The sequence below is a fragment of the Paenibacillus sp. FSL R5-0923 genome, assembly GCF_038009145.1.
Lineage (GTDB): Bacteria > Bacillota > Bacilli > Paenibacillales > Paenibacillaceae > Paenibacillus_AQ.
The window spans coordinates 3,386,353-3,411,465 of sequence record NZ_JBBPAT010000001.1 but is presented as its reverse complement, the minus strand read 5'-3'; the positions used below and the strand labels follow the sequence as shown (position 1 = coordinate 3,411,465).

19 protein-coding genes and 1 pseudogene are annotated in these 25,113 nt (G+C 44.8%); all 20 read right to left on the bottom strand.

Features of this window, described 5'->3' with window-relative positions; genetic code table 11:
• Positions 1-57: 57 nt before the first annotated feature.
• On the bottom strand, positions 58-1,737 hold the full coding sequence (locus MKX35_RS15235; RefSeq protein ID WP_042189403.1) for a ribonuclease J: 1,680 nt from the start codon (positions 1,735-1,737) through the stop codon (positions 58-60).
• Between the two features lie 507 nt (positions 1,738-2,244).
• On the bottom strand, positions 2,245-3,120 hold the full coding sequence (gene dapA, locus MKX35_RS15230; RefSeq protein ID WP_076299229.1) for a 4-hydroxy-tetrahydrodipicolinate synthase: 876 nt from the start codon (positions 3,118-3,120) through the stop codon (positions 2,245-2,247).
• 13 nt (positions 3,121-3,133) lie between these two features.
• Positions 3,134-4,357 carry an aspartate kinase gene (gene dapG, locus MKX35_RS15225; protein WP_042189405.1) on the bottom strand — a complete coding sequence of 408 codons (1,224 nt, stop codon included), beginning with the start codon at positions 4,355-4,357 and terminating at the stop codon, positions 3,134-3,136.
• Between the two features lie 355 nt (positions 4,358-4,712).
• Positions 4,713-5,309 (bottom strand): dipicolinate synthase subunit B, encoded by a 597-nt coding sequence (locus tag MKX35_RS15220; RefSeq protein ID WP_042189406.1) that lies wholly within the window; start codon positions 5,307-5,309, stop codon positions 4,713-4,715.
• A 1-nt stretch (position 5,310) separates the two neighbouring features.
• Positions 5,311-6,207 (bottom strand): dipicolinate synthase subunit DpsA, encoded by an 897-nt coding sequence (gene dpsA / locus MKX35_RS15215; protein ID WP_076285436.1) that lies wholly within the window; start codon positions 6,205-6,207, stop codon positions 5,311-5,313.
• 195 nt (positions 6,208-6,402) lie between these two features.
• On the bottom strand, positions 6,403-6,849 hold the full coding sequence (dut, locus tag MKX35_RS15210) for a dUTP diphosphatase (protein WP_179085811.1): 447 nt from the start codon (positions 6,847-6,849) through the stop codon (positions 6,403-6,405).
• Positions 6,824-8,092: a M16 family metallopeptidase gene (locus MKX35_RS15205; protein WP_042189409.1), complete on the bottom strand. Its 1,269-nt coding sequence runs from the start codon at positions 8,090-8,092 to the stop codon at positions 6,824-6,826. The genes dut and MKX35_RS15205 overlap by 26 nt, the downstream gene beginning before the upstream one ends.
• Before the next feature lie 76 nt (positions 8,093-8,168).
• A complete protein-coding gene (locus MKX35_RS15200) occupies positions 8,169-9,152 on the bottom strand; it encodes a polysaccharide deacetylase family protein (RefSeq protein WP_076299230.1) in 984 nt (327 codons plus the stop codon).
• A 247-nt stretch (positions 9,153-9,399) separates the two neighbouring features.
• On the bottom strand, positions 9,400-11,502 hold the full coding sequence (pnp, locus tag MKX35_RS15195; protein ID WP_042189411.1) for a polyribonucleotide nucleotidyltransferase: 2,103 nt from the start codon (positions 11,500-11,502) through the stop codon (positions 9,400-9,402).
• Between the two features lie 392 nt (positions 11,503-11,894).
• Positions 11,895-12,164: a 30S ribosomal protein S15 gene (rpsO, locus tag MKX35_RS15190; protein WP_036656390.1), complete on the bottom strand. Its 270-nt coding sequence runs from the start codon at positions 12,162-12,164 to the stop codon at positions 11,895-11,897.
• Between the two features lie 148 nt (positions 12,165-12,312).
• On the bottom strand, positions 12,313-13,260 hold the full coding sequence (locus MKX35_RS15185; RefSeq protein WP_042189412.1) for a bifunctional riboflavin kinase/FAD synthetase: 948 nt from the start codon (positions 13,258-13,260) through the stop codon (positions 12,313-12,315).
• A 37-nt stretch (positions 13,261-13,297) separates the two neighbouring features.
• Positions 13,298-14,212 (bottom strand): tRNA pseudouridine(55) synthase TruB, encoded by a 915-nt coding sequence (gene truB, locus MKX35_RS15180; protein ID WP_042189413.1) that lies wholly within the window; start codon positions 14,210-14,212, stop codon positions 13,298-13,300.
• Positions 14,209-15,186: a DHH family phosphoesterase gene (locus MKX35_RS15175; RefSeq protein ID WP_042189414.1), complete on the bottom strand. Its 978-nt coding sequence runs from the start codon at positions 15,184-15,186 to the stop codon at positions 14,209-14,211. Before MKX35_RS15175 ends, truB begins: the two co-directional genes overlap by 4 nt.
• Positions 15,187-15,256: 70 nt before the next feature.
• Positions 15,257-15,604: a 30S ribosome-binding factor RbfA gene (gene rbfA, locus MKX35_RS15170; RefSeq protein ID WP_042128856.1), complete on the bottom strand. Its 348-nt coding sequence runs from the start codon at positions 15,602-15,604 to the stop codon at positions 15,257-15,259.
• 18 nt (positions 15,605-15,622) lie between these two features.
• Positions 15,623-18,268, bottom strand: coding sequence for a translation initiation factor IF-2 (infB, locus tag MKX35_RS15165; RefSeq protein WP_076299231.1), 2,646 nt, complete (start codon positions 18,266-18,268; stop codon positions 15,623-15,625).
• Positions 18,263-18,584 (bottom strand): annotated as a pseudogene (locus tag MKX35_RS15160) (YlxQ family RNA-binding protein); the annotation flags it as partial. The gene infB and the pseudogene MKX35_RS15160, both read right to left, overlap by 6 nt.
• The gene (rnpM, locus tag MKX35_RS15155) at positions 18,577-18,885 is read right to left on the bottom strand and encodes an RNase P modulator RnpM (RefSeq protein ID WP_042189416.1); all 309 of its coding nucleotides are present in this window, start codon (positions 18,883-18,885) and stop codon (positions 18,577-18,579) included. The gene rnpM and the pseudogene MKX35_RS15160, both read right to left, overlap by 8 nt.
• 27 nt (positions 18,886-18,912) lie before the next feature.
• Entirely contained in the window at positions 18,913-20,010 is a 1,098-nt protein-coding gene (gene nusA / locus MKX35_RS15150) for a transcription termination factor NusA (RefSeq protein ID WP_042189417.1), read from the bottom strand.
• A gap of 26 nt (positions 20,011-20,036) precedes the next feature.
• Entirely contained in the window at positions 20,037-20,504 is a 468-nt protein-coding gene (gene rimP / locus MKX35_RS15145) for a ribosome maturation factor RimP (RefSeq protein ID WP_042128863.1), read from the bottom strand.
• Between the two features lie 199 nt (positions 20,505-20,703).
• Positions 20,704-25,032 carry a PolC-type DNA polymerase III gene (locus MKX35_RS15140; RefSeq protein ID WP_076299232.1) on the bottom strand — a complete coding sequence of 1,443 codons (4,329 nt, stop codon included), beginning with the start codon at positions 25,030-25,032 and terminating at the stop codon, positions 20,704-20,706.
• Positions 25,033-25,113 lie beyond the last annotated feature (81 nt).

The following is a 25,113-nucleotide window of genomic DNA, read 5'->3' as shown; positions in this document are numbered from 1 at the left end:
TTTCCGGGGAAAAGGGGCCAATGCCCAAGCTATATATTTATTTAAGGAGAATTCTCCTTACACTTCCATGATAATTGGCAAAATCATCGGTCTACGACGCGTTTGCTCGTATAAGAAACGACCGAGTGAATCTTTTACGCTTGTTTTAAGCGATGCCCACTCATTTACTTTCTCACTCATCAGGCGTTGCAGTGTACTGGAAACAATTCGGTTCGCTTCGTCAAGCAGTCCTTCGGACTCACGAACATAAACGAAACCACGAGAAATGATGTCAGGTCCGGAGACAATTGCACCATTCTGTTTGCTTAGTGTAACCACGACAACCAAAATACCATCTTGAGACAGCAACTTACGGTCACGCAATACAATATTACCTACATCACCTACACCCAGACCGTCAATCAATACGTTACCAGCCGTTACTTTACCAGCTTTACGAGCGGCACCGCCTTGAATTTCCACAATCTCACCGATTTCAGTGATGAAAATGTTCTGAGACTCTACGCCAACAGATTCTGCCAAAAGCGCATGTTTGCGTTGCATACGGTATTCACCGTGAATTGGAATGAAATATTTTGGTTTCATCAGGTTGAGCATAAGCTTAAGCTCTTCCTGGCTACCGTGACCGGATACGTGAACACCAGAATTGGAACCGCTATAAATTACGTTAGCGCCAAGACGGAACAATTCATCAATGGTACGACCTACATATTTCTCGTTACCTGGTACCGGTGTTGCTGCAATAATAACAGTATCACCTGGCAAGATATCTACTTTACGATGACTGGAACGTGCCATACGGGTCAATGCGGACATTGGCTCGCCTTGGGATCCTGTGCAAAGAACAACGACACGGTTCGCTGCCATTCTGTTCATTTCTTCAGGCTCGATCAGCATACCGTCAGGTACGTTCAGATATCCAAGCTCAGAAGCGATGGATACAACGTTTACCATACTACGGCCAATTACTGTAATCTTACGACCTGTGGATTCTGCTGCATTAACCACTTGTTGAATGCGGTGCACATTGGAAGCAAAAGTTGCTACAACGACACGTTGTTCAGCTTTGCGGAAAATGTCTTCCAGAACGATACCGACATTTTTCTCAGATGGGGTAAAGCCTGGTTTCTCAGCATTTGTACTATCCGACAAAAGAGCAAGCACGCCCTTCTGACCAATTTCAGCCATCCGATGCAGATTTGCAAATTGACCGTTGACTGGAGTGTGGTCAAATTTGAAATCTCCCGTATGAACTACGTTACCTTCCGGTGTTTCTATGCATACACCGACGGAATCAGGAATACTGTGATTGGTTCTGAAGAAAGTAACTTTGAGTGAGCTTCCCAGTTGAATTTCTGAATCTTCATTGATCAGAATTCGTTTGGTGTCACCCAGTAAGTTTGCTTCCTTCAATTTGTTTTCTACAAGGCCTAATGTAAGTCTTGTTCCGTAAACCGGAACATTCAAATTCTTCAGGACATATGGGAGACCACCGATGTGATCCTCGTGTCCGTGGGTAAGTACAATCCCTCTTACCTTGTCACGGTTCTCTGTCAAATAAGAGATATCAGGAATTACAATATCAATACCGAGCATATCTTCTTCCGGGAACTTAAGTCCCGAATCCACGACTACAATGTCAGCTCCATATTGAATGACATACATGTTTTTCCCGATTTCTCCGACTCCGCCCAATGCGAAAATCATCAATTTATCGTTGTTGTTTTTTTTGGACAAATGAATCTAACCCTCCTATGATGTTGGACGTCATACTTTTATTGGTAAATATTGAACTTCGATTATTTCAGCGGCGCTGAACACATTCTTCAAACAGCTGATAGCTTCCTTAATTAACAAGGATATTCCTGATATCTGTAAAATGCGCAATGCGAAAGCTCCCGATTCCGGGCAGTAAAGTTCATATTGAAGCGGACAAATGCCGTCAAAATTCACCGTCGCGCCCCTCGCGCGAAGACATTTCAATCATTTACACAGACTCATCTTGGGACCTATCCTGTCTCACAATGTATACCATTGACGGAAGATTACCGCATATTTAATTTTAACCGCACCCAGTCACTTAAGATCATTATACATGATTTTTTTGGCAAAAGACAAGTCACCCTATCTCGTATCCAAATTCTTTCCTTAAATGTGACCCATTATTTTAGCAAAATATAATAAATATAAAAACCGGCTCTCCACAGGAGAAGCCGGTTTAAAGACTAGAATATCATTGTGCACTTAGTGAAATAGTGCCTCGATAAAGGCCGCCTCAGCTTCAGTAGGTGAAATAAGCGGCAATCTGACGCCTCCAACAGGCAGACCTTTCAGACTTAAAGCATATTTGACCGCTGAAGGATTCGGTAAAGGTTGTGGACATTCGAACAACCCCTTGTAAATAGGGAACAATTGCCGATGGATCTCTCCCGCTCGCTGAACATTTCCTGAGGTGAATGCATAGATCATTTCTGACATCTGTGCACCAACCACATGACTAGCTACACTGATAATTCCGTATCCTCCTACGGCTAGACTAGCTAAGCCCGCAGAGTCATCACCAGTATATACACGGAAGTCATCGGAACACGCAGAAGCGATAAGTGTTACTTGATCGACAGATGCACATTCTTTTGTCGCAACAATATTCGATATTTCAGCAAGTCGAAGGGTTGTGTCCACGCTCATAGTTACACCCGTGCGACCAGGAACATTATACAGCATGACTGGCAATGAAGTCTCCGTAGCAATCGCAGAAAAATGCTGATAGAGCCCTTCCTGATTAGGCTTATTGTAATAAGGAACGACCAAAAGTACGCCATCCACACCTATTTTCTCCGCTTCCTTCGTGAGGTGAATAGAGTGCTTCGTGTTATTACTGCCTGTTCCAGCAATAATTTTACAGCGACCATTCGCCTTCTCTAGTACAAAAGAAAACAGCTGCAGTTTCTCCTCATCACTTAACGTTGGGGATTCCCCAGTTGTACCACAGACAACCAATGCCTCTGATTTCTGTTCCTCAATTAAATAATCGACAAGCTGTGAAGTTACATCCCAGTTGATTTCTCCATCCCCGTCAAAGGGGGTTACCATGGCTGTTATTAATCTTCCGAAATCCACTTTGAATTCCTCCTTAGCGGTGCAATTCAAACATAGCGTGCAGCGAACGCAGGGACTGCACCATATCCTCTTTCTTCACCAGCACCCAAATCGTTGTATTCGAATCTGCGGATTGGAGAATCTGAATATTTTGTGAGCTAAGTGCCTCAACGATACGCGCCATAATACCAGGCACACCATTAATTCCGCCCCCGATAACGGAAACTTTTGCACAACCTGATAAACTCTTAGGACGCAAGCCCAATTGCTGAAGAACTGAGATGGCCTTTTCTGATTTGTCATCGAACACAGTATAAAGAGCTTCAGTAGGTGTTACATTAATAAAATCAACGCTTATTCCGTTGTCGGCCATACTTTTAAAAATTTGCAGTTGAACGCCCGTACCATTTCCATCTGGACACTCCACAGAAATCTGTGTGACGTTGCTGACATAAGCAATCCCTGTTACGAAGCGATCTACAATGCCGCCAGACTGAATGTCGTTGAATCCTTCAGGATTCGTAACCAGCGTACCTTCATTCTCAGAAAATGTTGAACGAACGCGTACTGGAATTTGTGCCTGCATAGCAATCTCAACCGCACGTGGATGGATCACTTTTGCTCCTTGATGAGCCATATTACAAATTTCTGTATAACTAACATACGTTAGCGGTTTTGCATCTTCAACGATCCGCGGATCTGCTGTAAGAATCCCGTTAACATCTGTATAGATATCAACCATATCTGCATGAAGGGCAGCACCCAGTGCAGTCGCAGAGGTGTCACTTCCTCCACGGCCCAAAGTCGTCAAATCACCAGCTTCAGTCTGTCCTTGGAACCCGGTCACTATAACTACTTTATCTTCACGCAGTTCGCGAAGAATACGTTCAGGACGTACATCTAGAATTCTTGCATTGCCATAGTTGCTATCTGTCATAAAACCAGCCTGAGCTCCCGTTAGTACCGTAGAAGCAATCCCTTCATTCTCCAGCAGGCCACAAAGTGTAGTAGCAGAGATAATCTCACCACAGCACATCAAGAGATCCTTCTCACGCTCTGGGAGTGAATCTCCATTCTGAACAGCCCAATCCAGCAGAGTATCTGTTGCATAAGGTTCTCCGCGTCTGCCCATTGCCGAAACGACAATGACCAAACTATAGCCACTAGCGAGCTCCCGTTTGACATTACGAATGACGTGCTCTCTAGCTTGTGGTGTTGAAAGTGATGTTCCTCCGAATTTTTGTACCAGAATACCCATGTATAATTCCTCCATTATTGTCAAAGCAAACACACTAATCGTTCGTAAATAGAACTCATTTCGTCTCTAATGAGAAATTCCTTTACAGTACGTAAGCTTATTTCTTAAGTAATTTTCTTTTATTTTGAAAAATGGTTGTACCGCCCTCGAAATGAGGACGGTAGCAGTAAAGCTTATATTTTTTGGCGGCAATGATCTCAGCAATGGGTTTAGCAGATCTTGGCTTTGAATGTTTACGACCGTATCTATTGATTAAGAAGTAACTCCGACCAAGGCGGCATTTAACTTCTCATTGCTCATTTAGTGCATCTCCCCTTTTTATGTCCGCAACTAGCTCCACCGATTCCGCCCTATTCTAGACGGAATGAAACTTTTCAATAATCATCGGCTGTAGTTGTTTACCTTGCAAAGCGGCATAGCAAGCTTCTGGGATAAGATCCATACGCGCTACTAACGAATTAGGTTTGCCCTCAGGGTTATCCTGTCCGAATGGCACAAAATAAATATGTTTAGCCACTAGAAGCTTTGCAATATTTGCGGCATTAAGACCTAGGCCATCATTGGTAGATATCGCGAGAACAAGTGGACGTCCATTGCGCATCTGCGATTTTGCAGCCATGAGCACTGGACTATCGGTCATAGCATTTGCCAATTTACTCGTTGTATTTCCAGTGCAAGGTGCTATCGTCAGCACATCCAGCAGCTTGGAAGGACCCAGCGGTTCCGCTTCAACAATTGTAGAAATGATATCATTACCTGTTATATCTTTCAACTGTTTTAGCCAATTTTGCGATGTTCCAAAGCGGGTGTCGGTGCCTAGTACGGATGCTGAAACTATGGGCACTACGTTTGCTCCTCCATCTACGAAGCGTTGAATTTGCGGCATTACCTCCGCAAATGTGCAGTGAGATCCGGTAATCGCATACCCTACTGTTTTTCCGTGCCAATCCATTTTATTCGTCCCCCTTGATTAAAGCCTCGTCCGATATCGACTGAACCAGCGCATTTGCCATAATAATCCCAGCGCTTTTAGGAGCTACAATGCCAGGGAGTCCAGGTGCCAGCATCGCTTTAATTCCTCTTTTCTCAGCATAACGAAAGTCACATCCACCTGGAGCGGAAGCCAGGTCGACAATTAAGCAATGCGGTGAGATACGTGAGAGTACTTGTGCGGTGATGATCATACTTGGAATCGTATTAAATATCAGATCAACATCCGACACATGAAGCAAAAGTTCACTGGTCATAAACGGCTTCCAGCCCATTTCTTCAGCACGTGCATAATGTTCCTGTTTTCTAACACCGGCTTTAACACTAGCACCCAGTCCTTGTAGACTTCTTGCCATTGTAAAACCCGTTCTGCCCAAACCCAGTACCATCGATTTGGAACTGTGAATGGTAAAATCCGTGTTCTGTATGGCCATAACCAGTGCCCCTTCCGCTGTTGGGATGGAGTTGTAGATGGCTACATCGTCACGATTAAGCAATTCAATTAACTTTAACGAATGCTTGGCGCACATGCCGCGTAAGTAGCTTTTAGCCATACCGCTATACACCAAACAATGGGGTGGCAGAGCAGCAAAATGTTCCTCCAAGAGCATTAAGCGTTCAGAAGAAAATAGAGCACTGATATTCCCTTCATCATCACAACCAACCGTAGGCAACACTAATACATCTGCATTACTAAGCAGCTCTACCGTCATCTGTTCCAGGCTCACCCCTGGGCAAGGGGCATCCCACTTATCGAACCCGGCAGCGCTTACCGTCGCATCCAATTCCACACATTTCCGAATCACTTCAAGCTGTCTCGCGTCCCCGCCCAGGAACACGATCCTGACGCCAGTAAGCATAGGGATGACGCTCCTTTCAACATACACTATCGACTATAGAGCATCTTATGCTGGGCATTCTTAATGGGTGAAAAGCGGAGAAGAATTACCATGCAGCTTAAATGTGAAACTTATAAATCGTCATATTTAAACGAAAAAAAAGCTCGCGAATCACGCCGACTAGGCATAAATTCGCAAGCTTTTTAATAAGTCATATTATTTGCCAGTGTGACCGAAGCCTCCGGCTCCACGTTCTGTTTCGGATAAAACATCTACTTCAACCAAAGTGACCACTGGAACCGCTTGAAATACCATTTGGGCAATGCGCTCATTACGAGCGATAGCAAACGGCTCTTGCCCTAGATTGATCAACAACACTTTGATCTCTCCACGATAATCAGCATCAATCGTTCCAGGTGTGTTCAAACACGTAATCCCATGCTTCAAGGCTAGTCCACTTCGTGGACGAATCTGAGCTTCTAATCCGTCTGGCATAGCTAATGATATGCCTGTTGGAATTAATGCACGTTCTCCAGGTGCAAGCACGACTTCGCTATCAACTGCGGCATATAGATCATACCCGGAAGCCTGTTCTGACATTTTACAAGGAAGATTAACATCCTCGTTTCCAGCTAGTTTATTGATTTGTACGTAATAAGACAAGATCATCTCTCCTAACATTTGCAATAGCTTTATCTGTTGAACCTACCATCGCTAAAGAAAGCGGCTCAGCAAACATATTATCAAGCACACTGTTGATATTGTCCATCGTTACTAACTGAATCTTGGCGATCATATCGTCTAACGTGTTATGTTTTCCGAGCATAAGTTCATTTTTTCCGATTCGATTCATCCTGCTACTAGTACTCTCCAGGCTAAGAATAAGGCTACCTTTAAGCTGCTCCTTGCCTTTTCTCAGTTCATCTTCACTAAGACCCTCAGTAGCAAGTTCGTACATCATTTCCTTAATTAGCTCCGTTACATCCTTAGTTTGCTTCGGTGCTGTTCCAGCATAGACCGTGAACAAACCAGAATCCGCTTGAGAACTGTGGTAAGAATATACAGAATAGGCTAGGCCACGTTTTTCACGAATCTCTTGGAACATCCGTGAGCTCATACCGCCGCCAATGGCATTATTAATAAGCACCATAGCATATTGCAATGGGTCGCCAGAGCGGACACCTGGTAAGGAAAGACAGATATGATTCTGTTCTGTTTTTTTGCGGTGAAACAACAAGTCCCCATAATAATCCGGTGGAGTCAACGGCGCAGATGTGCCATGATTAGCAAAAGAACCAAAATGCTGCTCCAGCAGCTCAATCAATCCATCGCTGATGTTCCCAGCTACACTAATTACCGTATTCTCAATCGTATACTGCTCCTTCATGTAGGCACGAAGATCATCCGGCTTCATCTCCATCAGCCGTTCCTTTAAGCCAAGGATAGAATACGCAAGCGGATGATCCTTGTAAGCAGCAGCACACATCAAATCATGCACAAGATCGTCTGGTGTATCTTCGCACATAGAAATTTCCTCAAGGATGACGTTTTTTTCTTTCTCCAGCTCTTCAGCATCCATACGTGAACGGAAGAACATATCTGCTAGCACATCTACTGCGATAGGCAGATGCTCATCCAGTACTTTTGCATAATAGCAAGTATATTCCTTAGAGGTAAACGCATTTACATTGCCGCCAATAGCATCGAACTGCTCGGCAATATCCTTAGCACTATATCGGTCCGTACCTTTAAAAAGCATATGCTCTACAAAATGGGATATCCCGTTGTTTCCAGGGTGTTCATTCCGCGAACCTGTCTTCACCCATATTCCAAATGAAACGGACCGGCCGGTCGGAATTTTTTCCATCACTACTCGTAATCCATTGGATAATACTATTTTTTCCACTTCATGTCCTCCTGGCAATAGCCATGTTCTATCTAAATTAATACACGTGCCTATAATCCTACCAGAAATAGATCACTCACTCAACATCAGAGGGGATTAGACGCTCCGCTGACAGCGTTTGGCTAACTGTTCCTAGCTGTAACCCTTTTGCCTTTATCCCGCGTATCATGGCCTTCAGCGCCTTGGAGGATGAGGCAGTAGGATGCATTAGAACAAGTGTGCCGGGTTCAGCTTTGCTTGTGATTTTGGCAACTATAGATTCAGGAGAAGGATTGCGCCAATCCACCGTATCAACAGTCCAGAGTACAGTCTTTAAGCCCAAGCTGCTAGCGATTTCTACTGTCTCTTGATCGAAATCACCAGATGGAGGCGCGAACCATTTATTAGTGACTCCAAGCGATTCCTTTAGCAGCTTTTGCGTCTTCTCAATCTCAACGGTAGCCCGCGCTCGACTTAAAGTACTCATATTGGGGTGAGTATAGGCGTGATTCTCCATCTCATGACCACGTTTTAACATTTCTGTAGCAAGCTCTGGATTCTTACTTAGCCAGCTTCCATCCAGAAAAAACGTAACTTTCACGTTCTCTTCATCCAAAATATCCAGCATTGGCACGATATACTGATTCCCCCAAGCCACATTAATTATCAGTGATACCATCGGTTTCGCCGGATTTCCTCGATATATAGGTTCTGCTCCCAGTTCATTTAACGATACTTTTGGTTCGATCTGCCGATACACTAACTTTATGGGTTCTTTTGGTGCCAAAAGAGCATTCCGATAGGTACTCTCTACATCAATCTCAAGTCCGTTATAGCCCGGAATGGCTTTCCACACCCGGTCAACCACTGCATCCACTGGAGGTGCATTTAGTTTGGCCGCGGCGGTCTCAATCCTCAGACGAAGATCGTTGTTCGCCGCCTTAGGGATATCCATCCACACCGCAAGATCATCCTGCGGCTTCAATTGCGCAAGCATGTCCTTGACTGGTCCCTGTGTGCTACCAATTCCTATCACGATTGCTACACAAGCAACCACTAATGCCACTTTTTCCGTCTTCATGACGACTTCCTCCCCGGTAGAAACGAATTTCAGGTTCGTTCCACACGATTACAAAGACACTTTGTCCCAATCTATGAGACAAGGGAGGAATTTATGTCATGAACAGATACAAGACTAATAGATAGGAATGTTTGCTACAGTTTTCCAGCTTAGTTCATATAAAAAAAGAGCCAGAACGCAAATCGCTTCTGTCTCTTTTAATAATGAAATTAGATCCCTTTAGTAAAGGTTATTACTAAGATCAATCTTACGCTTTAGCTCCAGTTTCCGAAGTCAACACTGCTTTACGAGACAGGTTAACCCGGCCTTGTGGATCGATCTCGGTAACCTTAACAGTAATGGTGTCACCAATAGCAACAACATCTTCTACCTTAGCTACACGCTCAGTAGACAATTGTGAAATGTGTACCAATCCGTCTTTGCCCGGAATAAGTTCAACAAATGCACCAAATTTCTCAATACGTCTAACTGTACCTACATAGATTTCTCCGACTTGTACTTCACGCACAAGACCTTCGATAATCGAACGAGCCTTTTGGATCATTTCTTCATCTGAAGAACCGATAAAGACACGGCCATCTTGTTCGATGTCGATTTTCACGCCGGTTTCTTCAATAATTTTATTGATAATCTTACCACCAGCACCGATAACATCACGGATTTTGTCCGGATTGATGTTGATAATAATGATTTTTGGAGCATATTTGGACAGATTAGGTCTTGGCGCAGAGATCGCTTCATTCATTTTGTCCAAGATGAACAGACGGCCTTCTTTAGCCTGTTGAAGTGCATCTTGAAGAATGTTGCGGTCGATACCGGCAATCTTAATGTCCATTTGAATAGCTGTAACACCTTCTGCTGTACCAGCTACCTTAAAGTCCATATCTCCGAGATGATCTTCCATACCTTGAATATCCGTCAGGATGGAGACATGATCTCCGTCTTTGATCAGACCCATTGCTACTCCGGCTACTGGTGCTTTGATTGGCACACCAGCGTCCATCATAGCCAGAATGCTGGCACAGATACTTGCTTGGGAAGTAGAACCGTTAGATTCAATCGCTTCTGATACTAGACGAATCGTGTACGGGAATTCAGTTTCACTAGGAATTACCTTGGATAATGCACGTTCTCCAAGTGCTCCGTGACCGATTTCACGTCGTCCTGGTGCTCTAAGCGGACGAGCTTCCCCTACGCTGAACGGCGGGAAGTTGTAATGGTGCATGAAACGTTTCGTTTCAGTAGGATCGATTCCGTCGAGGATTTGTACATCACCTAGAGCTCCAAGGGTACAAACGCTAAGGATTTGTGTTTGTCCACGTGTGAACAGACCGGAACCGTGTGTACGCGGCAACAGGCTTGTATCACATTCAATCGGACGGATTTCATCAAGTTTACGTCCATCTGGACGAACCTTATCATGCGTGATTAGACGTCTTACTTCATCCTTCACGATATCATGTAGGACTTCTTTAACATCTTTCAGAAGCTCCGGTGCTTCTATGTACTTCTCTACGAAATACGCAACCGCTTCATCATTAACGACATCAATCGCTTCCTGACGAGCATGTTTTTCAGCAATTTTAACGGCTTCCACCAGACGAGCCTCAGCAAATGCACGGACCTCAGTATTCACGTCAGCATTCACTGCATGCAGCTTCACAGCCATTTTTTCTTTACCAGCCACTTTGACCAGTTCTTCAATGGTTGCAACGATCTTACGGATTTCATCATGACCGAACATAATCGCTTCGAGCATCACATCTTCCGTCACTTCGTTCGCTTCTGCTTCAACCATCATGATTGCTTCCTTCGTTCCAGCAACCACTACATAAATATCACTGATTGCTTGCTGAGCCATATCCGGATTGATCACAAATTCTCCATTAATCCGACCTACAGCAACGCCGCCGATGGGTCCATCAAAAGGCACATCGGAAATACTAAGTGCAGCTGAAGTACCAATCATAGCAGCAATATCTGGTGCGCAGTCCTGATCCACACTCATTACCATGTTCAATACCTGAACATCGTTACGGAAACCTTCAGGGAACAGTGGTCTGATTGGACGGTCAGTCAAACGGCTGGACAGAATCGCTTTCTCACTCGGTCTGCCTTCCCGTTTAATAAATCCGCCCGGAATTTTACCTACCGCATATAATCTTTCCTCATAGTTAACTGTAAGCGGGAAAAAATCCAGGTCCTTCGGCTCTTTCGAAGCCGTAACGGTACATAATACCGAAGTATCCCCATAACGCACCATAACGGCTGCGTTTGCTTGTTTAGCTAGTCGGCCCGTTTCCAGCACAAGGCGTCTTCCGCCTAGCTGCATTTCTACACGTTTTTCCATAAATACCTCCTTGAATAGTAGTAGACCCGCAGTCAAATATTGCAGGTTCACATATCGATCTAATGAATCGGAAAGGCTTGTCCCCAAGCTAAAAACGCCTTCGGCGTCCTTATAAGGACGGTAGCGTTTATGCGAGAATTATAAGGATAAAGTATAGCATGAAACATATACTTTCTTATAATTTAAGGTATGTAGCCTGTTCTGTATACATATAAGAAGAAACGGCTAAGTCTTACAGATGATGTAAAGTGGCCGTTTTTACGAATAATCTCATCAGTCTTGCTATAAAGTTTTCCCTAAATTTTCAAAAAGCAACCCAGCTGTCCCGCTGTCGCTCCGAGAAGGACATACGGTATACAACCAGGCTGCTTTAAGGGTTATCTTATGGAAAATTAACGACGCAATCCCAGTCTTTCGATCAGGGCGCTGTAACGTCTGATGTCTTTGTTTTTCAAATACGCCAGAAGTTTACGACGTTGTCCAACCATTTTCAACAATCCGCGACGGGAGTGATGATCTTTCTTGTGCGTACGCAAGTGGTCAGTCAAATTAACGATGTTCTCCGTTAGGATAGCAACTTGCACCTCAGGGGATCCAGTATCGGATTCGTGAGTTTTGTGCTCGTCGATCAATTGATGTTTACGTTCTTGAGTTAATGCCATCCTGTTCACCTCCTTCAATATAATCGCCATTAGCCTCGTCACCGTCGGTGAGAACGTGCAACCAAGCTAAGGTTATGGTGCTGTAAGCCAGCAACGTTTATTAGTATAGCATCTCCATTAACAAAAGTAAACGGCTTGTCCGGGATGACTATAGATTATACCCCAAAATCTTCTTCGCGGTTTCTGCATCCTCACCGATTTGAGTAATCAATGCACCAATGGATTCGAATTTTCGTTCAGGACGAATGTAAGATACTAACTCCACCTTAAGCTCTTGATCATACAAATCACCTTCGAAGTCAAACAGATGGACCTCAAAGCTTGGCGTCAATACACCCTCATGAAAGGTAGGTTTAACGCCCACATTCATGACCCCGTACAAAACTTTATCCTTATAAAAGACTCGGACCGCATATACACCTTTAGTCGGAATGACAAAATGAGCACTGAGCTTCAAATTCGCCGTTGGAAAACCAATGGTGCGACCTCTCTTCTCACCATGACCCACTTCACCACGCAGATAGTAGCAACGTCCGAACCAGGAGTTTGCCAGCTCTAAATCCCCGTTTTGGAGACTTTTACGAATGCCGGAGCTGCTGACCTTCTCACCATCTAGCAGAAAAGGGGGAGCAACCTCTACATTCATAACACCTTCACCCAGCTTGCGAAGCATTTCAACATCGCCTTCACCTTGATAACCAAAACGAAAGTCAAAGCCGACAACTGCAGTTACAATATGTAGCGGCAAAAGCATAACAGAGACAAAATTCTGTGGACTTACACGGGAAAGCTGCTCGTTAAATTCAATAACATATAAGATATCGACACCCAAACTAGCAAGAATCTCCTGCTTTTCTACGGGTGGCGTCAAATACCCTTCATAATCACCCTTACCCATAACATCTTTAGGATGTGGATGAAATGTAAGGACTGCGGCCGGCACACCTTGTTTACGGGCTAGGGCCACAGCGGATGTAATGACGCTAGCATGTCCACGATGCAATCCGTCAAACTGCCCTAGAGCAGCCACTTGAGGCTGAGCCCACTCTGCAGCAGTCTCCGGAGACATCGGATAAGTTAACGTTACGGTTCTCACGCTGTTTCTCACCTACAATTCACTTGGTAAAATTGATTTAAGCTTGTGCAAATACCTTCACTGGAGCAATTGCACCTGTATCTTCCAATTCATAAATGCCAAGAAATCCACCTTGAAGATCGTATAGCCGAAATTGACTGTTCGTCTTCACCTCTGGAGCTATAAATCGTGAGGACAAACGCTGCCCCTGCAATGCTGCCTTCTTTTTCTCATCCATTACAGTGTGCTTTGGCATATGAGAAATGGCTTCGTCTGCAGCGATTAAATGATCTTCCAATGTTCCGGCTTCCTTGTGAGTCGCAATATCCTCTAGCGTAAGACAATGACTGGCTGAAATCCCTGCCGACATCGTTCTCTCTAGTTTCACCATCACACCCGGCAGTCCAAGTGCTCGTCCGATATCGACACAGAGCGTACGAATGTACGTCCCCTTAGAGCAAAGCACCCGGAATGTGATATCGGGATGATTGCCTTCCCAAGTCATATCCGTCATTTCAATTTCATAAATCTCTACTTCACGGCTTTTACGTTCAACGGTTTTACCTTCTCTTGCTAACTCATAAAGACGTTTGCCGTCAACTTTAACCGCAGAATACATCGGTGGAACCTGAGAAATAACCCCTTTAAATGAAGCGAGCACTGATAGAATCTCTTCTTCAGTTACATGCACCTCATCTACAGTTTCTATAATAGTCCCAGTTAAGTCCTCAGTATCACTGGACATCCCTAGTCTCAGTGTTGCCACATATTCTTTGGGCAACTCCTGAATATACTCCACGACACGAGTAGCACGGCCCAGACAAAGTGGCAGCACACCTGTTACCTGTGGATCAAGCGTTCCCGTATGTCCGATCCGTTTCATGCCGAGAATACGACGTGCCTTGGCCACAACATCATGTGAAGTGAAGCCGGCCGGCTTGTAAACCGCCAGTACACCTTCTAATTCACTCATAAATGACGTCTTACCTCCTCAAGCACCTGCGATATTGCCGTTTCGAGTGTAGCTTCTATACGCGCGCCTGCAGCACGGGTATGACCGCCACCTCCAAACGTTTGCGCTAGATCAGCCACGTCCACCTTACCAGCAGAACGCAAACTAACTTTAACCGCATGTTCATGAATGACTTTGAACAAAATCCCTACCTCCACACCTCGAATATTGCGAGGGTAGTTCACGAGACCTTCTAAATCTTCATTAGCAGCAGCACATTCAATCATATCCTCCGGTGTAACATAGAGCCAGGCAATATCCCCTTCGGGTGATAATTGAAGAGTATTTAACGCTTTATTTAAAATTTTAATCTGCGGCAATGTCATTTCTTCAAGTAATGTCTCAGCCAGTTCAGGACCGTTAACGCCATAAGAAAGCAGTTCAGATACGGCTGCCATTACTTTTGGTGATGTGTTGGTATATCGAAATCCACCAGTATCTGTCAAAAGACCTGTGTATAAAGCTGTGGCGATATCAATGTCCCATTCAATATCGAACGTCTTCAGCAGATCGAACAAAATTTCCGCAGTCGCAGCAGCATCCGGTTTGATTAAATTCACAAGTCCATAACCGTTGTTAGTGGGATGATGGTCAATGTTCAGGATTAGAGCATCCTTCGCAAAATAGCGATGAGTCAGTCCTACTCGCTGAAAATCAGCACAATCCACACAGATCACATTGCTGTATTGACGGGGCGGCTCACTAGAGGCCATATTGATGATTTCATCCGAATGCCATAAATATTCCATCCGCTTCGGTATCGGTCCTTCATTCAGCATAGTGTATTTTTTGCCCAGACATGAGAGAAGCCAGCCCACCGCTAGGGTGGAGCTGACTGCATCTCCGTCCGGCTGAACATGCGACACTACAAGGTAATCGTCGTGTTCCAGCAGAAACTCACGGGTCTGCTGGAGACTTTGTTCATAGCTCTGCATTCGCCGTCTCCTTTATAAAGGTTGTTCAAAATAGCCTTGAGCTATTTTGAACTCCTTTTAGTACCTATTTCTAATCGTTCTTATGAAGCTCTCCAAGAAGTTTCTCAATGTGACTGCCATAAGCGACAGATTCATCGATCTTGAAGATCAGTTCCGGTGTATGCCGAAGGCGTATCGCCTTGCCAAGCTCGGAGCGAAGAAAACCATTAGCTTTCTCAATCGCTTTAAGGGAGCCTGACTTCTGCTCTTCATCCCCGAACACGCTTAGGTATACTTTCGCTTGCGACAGATCGTTAGTCACGTCTACGCCAGTTACAGTTACAAAACCGATTCGAGGATCTTTCAGTCCGCTTTGGATAAGTTGACTAAGCTCTTTCTTGATCTGCTCGCCCACTCGTCCTGCTCTAATTTTAGACATCTATATTCACCTCTTCGCTTAGCGCTCTACAGTTTCCATAAGAAACGCTTCGATAATGTCGCCCTCTTGGACGTCATTATAGCGTTCCAAAGTTATGCCGCATTCATAACCTTGCGCCACTTCTTTGGCATCATCTTTAAAGCGTTTCAAGGTATCAACTTTACCTGTAAATACAACGATTCCGCTACGGATCAAGCGCATTTCAGCATTACGGGTAATTTTACCATCAATTACCATACAACCTGCAATGGTACCCACTTTACTGATTTTGAAGACGCTACGTACTTCAGCGTGACCGATAACGTTCTCTTTATAGATAGGATCAAGCATACCCTTCATTGCACTTTCAATTTCCTCGATTACATTGTAGATGATGTTATGGAGACGAACATCTACTTTTTCTTGTTCAGCAGCTGCCTTAGTTTGAGCGTCCGGACGAACGTTAAAGCCAATAACAATAGCATTAGATGCTGCTGCAAGTGTAATATCGGATTCCGTAATGGCACCAGCACCACTGTGAATGATCTTCACGCGGACGCCTTCCACTTCGATCTTAGCCAGGGAACCTTTAAGTGCCTCGACTGAACCTTGTACGTCAGCTTTAATGATAACGTTAAGGTCTTTGATTTCGCCGTCTTTAATGTGCTGGAACAAATCATCCAATGTTACACGGGTGTTCGTATTCAGCTCAGATTGACGTTGGGATGTGGAACGTCTATCAGCAATCGCACGGGCTTTACGCTCGTCTTCGAAAGCCATAAACGGATCGCCAGCTTGTGGTACCTCAGTCAAACCAGTAATTTCTACTGGTGTGGAAGGTCCAGCTTCCTTGATCTTACGTCCTTTATCATTAACCATCGCACGTACACGTCCGAAGCAGTTACCTGCTACGAAAGCATCGCCGACTTTCAATGTACCGTTCTGTACCAGAACACGTGCAACTGGTCCACGATTCTTATCAAGCTCAGCTTCTATAACCGTACCGCGTGCCCGTTTGTCAGGGTTCGCTTTGTACTCATTTACTTCAGCAACGAGCAGAATCATTTCCAGCAGTTCTTCCAAGTTAATACGTTGTTTTGCAGAAAGGTTAACGAAGATGGTATCTCCGCCCCACTCTTCAGGAACGAGTTCATAGCTTGTAAGCTCTTGCTTCACTTTGTCAGGATCTGCACCCGGCTTGTCGATTTTATTAACAGCGACAATAATCGGAAGTCCAGCAGCCTTAGCATGTGCAATAGCTTCAACGGTCTGAGGCATAACACCGTCATCAGCAGCAACTACGATAATAGTCATATCTGTTACCTGTGCACCACGAGCACGCATAGCAGTAAATGCTTCGTGACCAGGTGTATCTAGGAACGTGATTTTCTTCTGGTTGATTTCAACTTGATAAGCACCGATATGCTGTGTGATTCCGCCTGCTTCGCCTAGAGATACACTCGTCGAACGAATGGCATCCAGCAAAGTAGTTTTACCGTGGTCAACGTGACCCATGATCGTAACTACTGGAGGACGTGACTGAAGTTCTTCTTCAGCATCATTCTCTTCCACAGTTTCAAAGCTATCCTCATCAACAGGAATCTTCACTTCTACTTCTACGCCGAATTCAGCAGCGAGTAGCAGGATGGTGTCGATATCCAGCTCTTGGTTGATGGTTGCCATAACACCCATAGAGATCAGCTTCTTAATTACTTCAGAAGCGTCTTTGTGAAGCAATTTTGCTGTTTCACCAACAGTCATGCTACCACGAACGATAATCTTCTTAGGTGTGTTATCGATCTTCTCACGGTGAACCATTGGCTGATTCTTGCCGCGGCCATTCTTACCACCACGACCGCGGTAGTTACCGCCTTTGCCATCATCAAACCGTCTATTGTTCGTATTTGGTCTACCACCAGTTGTGTTCTTCTTAGGACCTCTGTCGTCACCGCGTGTGAAGCCACCGCCAGTGCCAGATTGACCTTGTGGGCGGCTGTCAGTGCGAGGTGCACTGCTTTGTCCTTGCGGACGGCTGCCAGTATTATTTCCTTGTGGACGGCTACCACCGGTATTACTACCTTGCGGACGGCTGCCACCAGTGCTGCTACCTTGCGGACGGCTACCACCGGTACTGCTACCTTGTGGACGGCTGCCAGTATTACTTCCTTGCGGACGGCTGCCACCAGTGTTGCTACCTTGTGGACGATTGCCGCCTGTGCTACTTCCTTGCGGACGGCTTCCGCTAGTACTGTTAGTACGTGGAGCTCCGCTTTGTTGCGGACGTGCATTCTGCGTTGAACCTGTTGTTGTTCTGCGGGAATCTTGTCCGCTTTGGGGCCTTGGGGACGTCGTCGATTGGTTGTTGTTTTGGTTACTGTTCATACCTACCTGCTTTTCCTGTTGATTTTTGTTGGCATTCTGAGCACTTTGGGGTTCGGCAGTTACCGCACCGGTTGTCACCGGACGGCTGCTAGAGCTGGTATCCCGTTTGGCTGCAGCGTTCGACTTGATATCCTTGAAGAATTGCTCTACTTTGTTCACGGAACCGTTCTCCATGACACTCATATGATTATTCACAGGGACATTCAAACGCTTCAGAATTGTAATAATTTCTTTACTGCTCATGTTTAGTGACTTGGCGTATTCGTACACGCGCAATTTATCTTTGTTCTCTTCTTTAGTCAATAAATCCACCTCCGACAGTATCTCCGAGTTGCTTGGAGATCATTTCCGCGAATCCTTTATCCGTAATGGCCAGTACTACACGCTGGTCTTTACCAATACTTGCACCGAGGCTGTCTCGGTGAAATGCGATTACTAGTGGAATATCGTAGGTTCCGCATTTATCACGGAACTTTTTTTGGGTATTATCTGAAGCGTCACCTGCCAGAACGACCAGCTTCGCCTCTGAAGACCGTACAGCTTTGAGTACAGCCTCATCGCCGGTGACTATCTTGCCTGCTCTCATGGCAAGCCCTAAATAAGAAAGCGCCTTACTCATTATCCTCACTATCCTTTGCTGCTAGAAACTGCTCTTCCACGGAAGTAAACTCCCGGGCAAGCTGGTCATAGATTTCAGGACTCACTTGACATTTCAAAGCGCGGTCAAGTGCTTTATTCTTCTGTGCCAGCTTAAAGCATTCAAGCTTGCCGCATATGTAAGCACCACGGCCTGACTTCTTTCCTGTCAGATCAATCAGTACTTCACCCTCGGGCGTTCTAACCACTCGAATCAGCTCTTTTTTCGGCATCATCTCCTGGGTAGCAACGCATTTGCGCAGCGGCACCTTTCTTTGTTTCATACATACGCCTCCCGTCAAGCAGGTTAATTAATCAATGGAGACGGAATCCTGATGCATTTCATCAATAGAAGTTCTCGGTCTACCGTATTCCTGCTCCGCTTGACTTTCACTCTTGATATCAATTTTCCAGCCGGTAAGCTTAGCGGCAAGACGTGCATTTTGCCCTTTAATACCGATAGCCAGTGATAATTGATAATCAGGAACGATCACCCGTGCCATTTTCTCTGCTTCAAAGACTTGAACTTCAAGCACCTTAGAAGGGCTGAGTGCATTAGCGACATACTCCTGCACCAGATCAGAGTAACGGACGATATCGATCTTCTCGCCACGAAGCTCAGTAACGATGGTTTGAACGCGTGTTCCTCTTGGGCCTACGCAAGAACCAACTGGATCCACTTCCGGATTGCGGGAATACACAGCAATCTTCGAACGGAAGCCAGCTTCGCGAGCTACGGAACGAATTTCAACTACACCATCAAAGATTTCCGGAACTTCTAGTTCGAACAGACGCTTCAGCAATCCGGGATGACTGCGGGACAGCATAATTTGCGGTCCTTTGGTGGTGTTCTCAACTTTAGTGATATAAGCCTTGATACGCTCGCTTTGTTTAAACTTCTCACCTGGCATCAATTCGCTAAGCGGCAAGACCGCTTCGATTTTACCAAGATCAATGTAAATGTTCCGCATATCTTGACGTTGTACAAGTCCTGTTACAATATCATCTTCTTTGTCAATAAAGGCATTATAGATGAGTCCACGCTCTGCTTCGCGAATCCGTTGTGTTACAACCTGCTTTGCAGTCTGTGCAGCAATACGCCCGAAATCACGTGGTGTTACTTCAAGCTCAGCAATGTCTTCAAGCTGGAAATGCGGGTTAATTTCTCTGGCTGCCGGCAATGAGATTTCAGTCCTTGTATCCAGGACCTCTTCAACAATTAGCTTGCGGGCAAACACTTTAATGACACCTGTGTTGCGGTTCATGTCAACACGCACGTTCTGTGCTGCATTGAAATTACGTTTATAACTAGAGATCAGCGCCGCTTCGATCGCTTCGAACAGCACATCTTTACTGATGCCTCTCTCCCTTTCCAGCTCATTCATTGCTTCAATAAACTCCATACTCATGAATTTCCGGCCCCCCTTTCAAGACGTTAAAAAATAATGGCCAATCTCGCGCTTGCGACTTTGGCATACGGTACTACATGTTCTTTTTTGCCCGCGGAGATGAGCAGTTCCTCGTTCTCGAACGAGAGCAAACGACCTTCAAATTCTTTGAGTCCTTGAATCGGCTCATAAACAGTCACATACACGTCCTTACCTACCGCTTTAGCTACATCCGCAGCTTTTTTGAGAGGACGCTCTGCTCCCGGTGAGGAAACCTCAAGGAAATATGCCTCAGGGATAGGATCATTCTCATCCAACTGCTGACTGAAATATTCGCTAATGCTTCCGCAGTCATCAATATCAATGCCGCCTTCTTTATCTACGAATATACGCAGAAACCAATTGGAGCCTTCCTTCACGTATTCAACGTCCACCAGTTCGAAACCATTGTCGTCGAGATAGGGCCCGAGCATCTGCTCTACCGTTTGTTTAATTTTAGATTTGGGTGTGCTCAAAAGAAAATTACCTCCACGAACTTGTCTTTTGCTATATACCAAAGATAAAGAGTGGGTTTCCCCACTCTTTACACAACGGACTTATCTCATTATTACCAAAGAAATTATACCATAGTGAGTCTGGACTGACAAGTGCTAGCCCTTGACTCCCCCTTTGGAGCTCTCTTTTCTAGCCATGAAATAAGTGTTGTTAAAGCCTTTAAAATAGGGAAAGTTGATTGCTCTCCGGTAGGCCGCGGAAGCAGCCCATATTGGTTAGCAGCTCAATAACTGTCTTACTCGCCTTGGATTTTTGCTGGAAATCCTCAATAGAAAGGAACTCCCCGGCATCTTTCGCAGCGGCAATGTTGATAGCAGCATTCTCACCAATTCCCGCTAATGCGGAAAACGGAGGAATCAAACTCTTGTCATCAACAATAAACTTATTCGCTTCCGAACGGTAAAGATCAATGTTTTTGAATGTAAACCCACGTGCCGTCATCTCCAAAGCCATCTCAAGGACAGGCAACATAGCCTTTTCCTTTGGCAAAGCTTGAAATCCTTTTTGCTCAATTTCTACGATCTGACGGTTGATCGCTTCATATCCCTTACAGCACAATTCAATATCAAAATCTGCTGCACGTACAGAGAAATAAGTCGCATAATATTCAATAGGATGATACAGCTTGAAGTAGGCGGTACGTACTGCAGAAATTACGTATGCAGCAGCATGCGCCTTCGGGAACATGTATTGAATCTTCAGACAAGAATCAATATACCATTGTGGAACCTTGCACTTTTTCATTTCCTCGATCCATTCGTCAGATAAACCTTTACCTTTACGAACACTCTCGGTAATTTTAAAGGCCAAGCTCGCATCCATTCCCGCTTTATAAATTAAGAAGAGCATGATGTCATCCCGACAACCGATAACGGTCTTAATGTTACAAGTGTTATTCTTTATAAGCTCTTGCGCGTTACCAAGCCAAACTCCAGTACCATGAGACAAACCTGATATTTGCAGTAAGTCAGCAAAGCTGGATGGTTTCGACTCAATAAGCATTTGACGTACGAACTTGGTACCCATTTCGGGCACACCATAGGTCGCAACCGGTGATCTGATTTCGTCAGGCCTCACTCCAAGCGCATCTGTAGAGTTAAACATGCTCATTACTTTCGGATCATTCATCGGGATAGAAGTTGGATCAACACCTGTCAAATCCTGCAGCATCCGCATCATCGTCGGATCATCATGACCCAGAATATCAAGCTTCAGCAGATTCGCATCAAAAGCGTGATAATCAAAGTGTGTGGTCTTCCATTCGGCATTGACATCATCCGCCGGGAATTGCACTGGCGTAATATCTTCTACCTCCATATAGTCTGGAACAACGACTATACCACCAGGATGCTGTCCCGTACTACGTTTAACGCCTGTACAGCCGGCCGCCAGACGGCCAACTTCAGCTCCACGCCAACGTTTCTGGTGAAGTTCTTCGTATTTTTTTGCAAATCCGAAAGCTGTCTTCTCAGCTACGGTACCAATCGTTCCGGCACGGAATACATTTTTCTCACCAAACATTTCTTTGGTAAAGTTATGTGCATTCGGCTGATATTCCCCTGAGAAGTTCAAGTCGATATCGGGAACTTTATCCCCTTTAAATCCAAGGAAGGTCTCGAACGGAATATCCTGGCCTTCACCTTTGAGCTTCTGACCGCAATCCGGGCAGACTTTATCTGGTAAATCGAATCCGCTCCGCACACTACCGTCCAGGAACCATTCACTATGGCGACACTCGGGGTTTAGGCAAATATAATGCGCAGGCAAAGGATTAACTTCTGAAATCCCAAGAAATGTAGCTACTACAGAAGAGCCTACAGAACCCCGCGAGCCTACGAGATATCCATCTCGATTTGATTTTTTAACGAGACGTTCAGAAATCAAATAGTTGGCAGAGAACCCGAATTTAATAATCGGTGCAAGCTCTTTCTCCAAACGGGCAATAACTACTTCAGGTAGTTCTTCGCCATAAATGGATTTGGCAGTGTTATAACAGGTCTCGCGAATTTCTTCGTCCGCCCCTTCAAGAATTGGTGTAAATAGCTTATCTGGAAATAGCTCCAGCTCTTCAAAACGTTCTGCCAGCTCAACTGTATTCGTAACCACGACTTCCATCGCTTTTTCAGCACCGAGAAATTCGAATTCAGACAGCATTTCATCCGTTGTGCGGAAGTGTGCATCCGGTTTGCGTTGGTCTTTAAGCGGACTAAAGCCTGTGATCCCATTAATCGTAATATCACGATACAGCTTGTCCCGGGGTTCAAGATAATGCACATTCCCCGTTGCGATAACAGGTTTATTCAACTGTTCCCCTATTTCGCAAACCTTGCGGACTACATCGCGAAGCTCATCAGGGCCTGCTACAAAGCCCTTGTCCACCAAGTGCATGTACATGGTCAATGGCTGAATCTCCAGCACATCATAAAAATGAGCAACCTCCATGGCTTCCTCAGTCGTTTTGTTGAGTACTGCTTCAAAAAACTCTCCACGTTCACAACCGGAAATTACGAGCAGTCCATCTCTATGCTCTTCCAGCTTGGATTTCGGAATACATGGTACACGTTTGAAATATTCCGTATGTGACATGGAAATGAGCTTATAGAGATTTTTTTTGCCTACTTGATTAAGTGCATAAATATTACAGTGGAATGGTCTTGTGTTCGAAAGATCATTACCCACATAATCGTTTAGTCGATCAAGGCGGGTCATGCCCTTCATCTTTTCAGCATCTGCGAGCAATCCTGTTAATATACCGCCGAGCGCTATGGTATCATCAATCGCACGGTGATGGCTTTCCAGAAGAACTTTATATTTATCGGCTAATGTGTTCAGCCTGTGATTCTTCATGCTTGGATATAGTAACCGAGCGAGCTCAAGCGTATCAAGAGATGGATTCGGAAGCACAGGTTCACCTATTTTACGTAACGAGGCCTGAATAAAACCCATATCAAATCTGGCGTTATGAGCAACAAGGATACTATCACCCACAAATTCAACAAACTTACGCAGCACTGGTTCAAGATCAGGAGCATCCTTAACCATTTCATCCGTAATATTGGTCAATTGCTGAATATGATAAGGGATCTTCTCATGCGGATTAACAAAAGTAGAATAACGGTCTACTTCTTTGCCCTCACACATTTTAATGGCCGCCAGCTCCGTAATATTATTGCGGGTAATCGATAACCCCGTGGTCTCTATATCAAACACTACATAGGTAGCTGTCTTCAAGTCCAAAGGCTGAGCATTCTCGACAATATTCACAGAGTCATTCACAACATTGGCTTCCACGCCATAAATCATTTTTATCTTATGCTTATGAGCTGCATGGTTCGCATCAGGAAAAGCCTGAACTCCGCCATGATCAGAAATAGCAATCGCAGGATGCCCCCACTGGGCAGCTGTTTTGACATAGGTAGTGATCGGAGTGACCGCATCCATCGTACTCATCGTAGTGTGAAGGTGGAATTCCACCCGTTTCTTAGGAGCCGTATCTTTACGCGCAGGCGGTGCCTTAACTTCCGTTAAATCCGAAGGGATCATCACTAGCTCAGGAATCTGCATAAAACGGTCATATTCAACTTTTCCGCGTGCTCTTACCCATTTACCGTTTGCTAGCTGACTCATAACCTTCAGATCATCTTTAGTCTTCGCGAACATCTTCATTTGTAGAGAATCCGTGAAATCGGTCAAACTGAAGGTGAACAAAGTACTGCCATTGCGAAGTTCCTTACGATCCAGACCAAAAATGGTACCCTGAATTGTAATTTTCTTCTCTTCATCTTGAATTTCAAGAATCGGCACAGCTTGTTCTTTAATTTCATACCCCACCTGAAGCTTAATTACTTCATTAGGATCGCTATCATCAGCAGGAGCTTCTGTTTCTACAGCAGTCATCATCTGCTCAACGATCTCGCGTTGTTCTTGCTGAAGCTTTTGCTGAAATTCTTCGTATGCTTCAACATTATTATTTTCGTTCTCTGCCATTAGCACTTTAACTTTTAAGGAGAGACCGAAATACTTATCATAAAATTTAATAATTGCCCCATCGATGCCTTTTTTACGAGCCAGCTCCATAGAAGTGGAGTCACTCATCGTCAGCATTAAAGTGTCATCTTTAAGCTCTTGGGTAGAACGTGTCAGCCAGCCATTAACCGAAGGGATCTCGCGAGTCACCCACTCCAGAAACAATCCCCAATATTCTTGGACTAGCTCTGCTCTACTAACTTTTTGATCATATACGAATAAAAAGCTTACTTTGGCTATATGCTGTAGCTTCTCGCGCATTCTGAGGCAAAATGTCCGGTATACCTGCGCTGGAACCAGACTTTCTTTCGTAATCACTATTTGCCAGTCTCGGTTACCACGGCTGATCTCTACACGCTCTATATATCCATCTAAAAAGTAGGGATCCATAATTGCAGGTGGAATTTCACCTTGCTTCATCAAGAGCTCGAATCTTTTTCTTCTCTCCTGGTTTTGTTCCATGCTTTCCTCCCACCTTTGATAACTCCGTAAAACACAATCAATGATATTCAGTGAAAGTACAATATGATAAGAAGAAACGAC

Excerpts from the sequence above, each read along its gene's own strand:
- dapG (WP_042189405.1), bottom strand. The coding sequence starts at position 4,357 with ATGGGTATTCTGGTACAAAAATTCGGAGGAACATCACTTTCAACACCA.
- MKX35_RS15220 (WP_042189406.1), bottom strand. The coding sequence starts at position 5,309 with ATGGATTGGCACGGAAAAACAGTAGGGTATGCGATTACCGGATCTCAC.
- dpsA (WP_076285436.1), bottom strand. The coding sequence starts at position 6,207 with ATGCTTACTGGCGTCAGGATCGTGTTCCTGGGCGGGGACGCGAGACAG.
- MKX35_RS15200 (WP_076299230.1), bottom strand. The coding sequence starts at position 9,152 with ATGAAGACGGAAAAAGTGGCATTAGTGGTTGCTTGTGTAGCAATCGTG.
- pnp (WP_042189411.1), bottom strand. The coding sequence starts at position 11,502 with ATGGAAAAACGTGTAGAAATGCAGCTAGGCGGAAGACGCCTTGTGCTG.
- rpsO (WP_036656390.1), bottom strand. The coding sequence starts at position 12,164 with ATGGCATTAACTCAAGAACGTAAACATCAATTGATCGACGAGCACAAA.
- truB (WP_042189413.1), bottom strand. The coding sequence starts at position 14,212 with ATGAGTGAATTAGAAGGTGTACTGGCGGTTTACAAGCCGGCCGGCTTC.
- MKX35_RS15175 (WP_042189414.1), bottom strand. The coding sequence starts at position 15,186 with ATGCAGAGCTATGAACAAAGTCTCCAGCAGACCCGTGAGTTTCTGCTG.
- rbfA (WP_042128856.1), bottom strand. The coding sequence starts at position 15,604 with ATGTCTAAAATTAGAGCAGGACGAGTGGGCGAGCAGATCAAGAAAGAG.
- rnpM (WP_042189416.1), bottom strand. The coding sequence starts at position 18,885 with ATGAAACAAAGAAAGGTGCCGCTGCGCAAATGCGTTGCTACCCAGGAG.
- nusA (WP_042189417.1), bottom strand. The coding sequence starts at position 20,010 with ATGAGTATGGAGTTTATTGAAGCAATGAATGAGCTGGAAAGGGAGAGA.
- MKX35_RS15140 (WP_076299232.1), bottom strand. The coding sequence starts at position 25,032 with ATGGAACAAAACCAGGAGAGAAGAAAAAGATTCGAGCTCTTGATGAAG.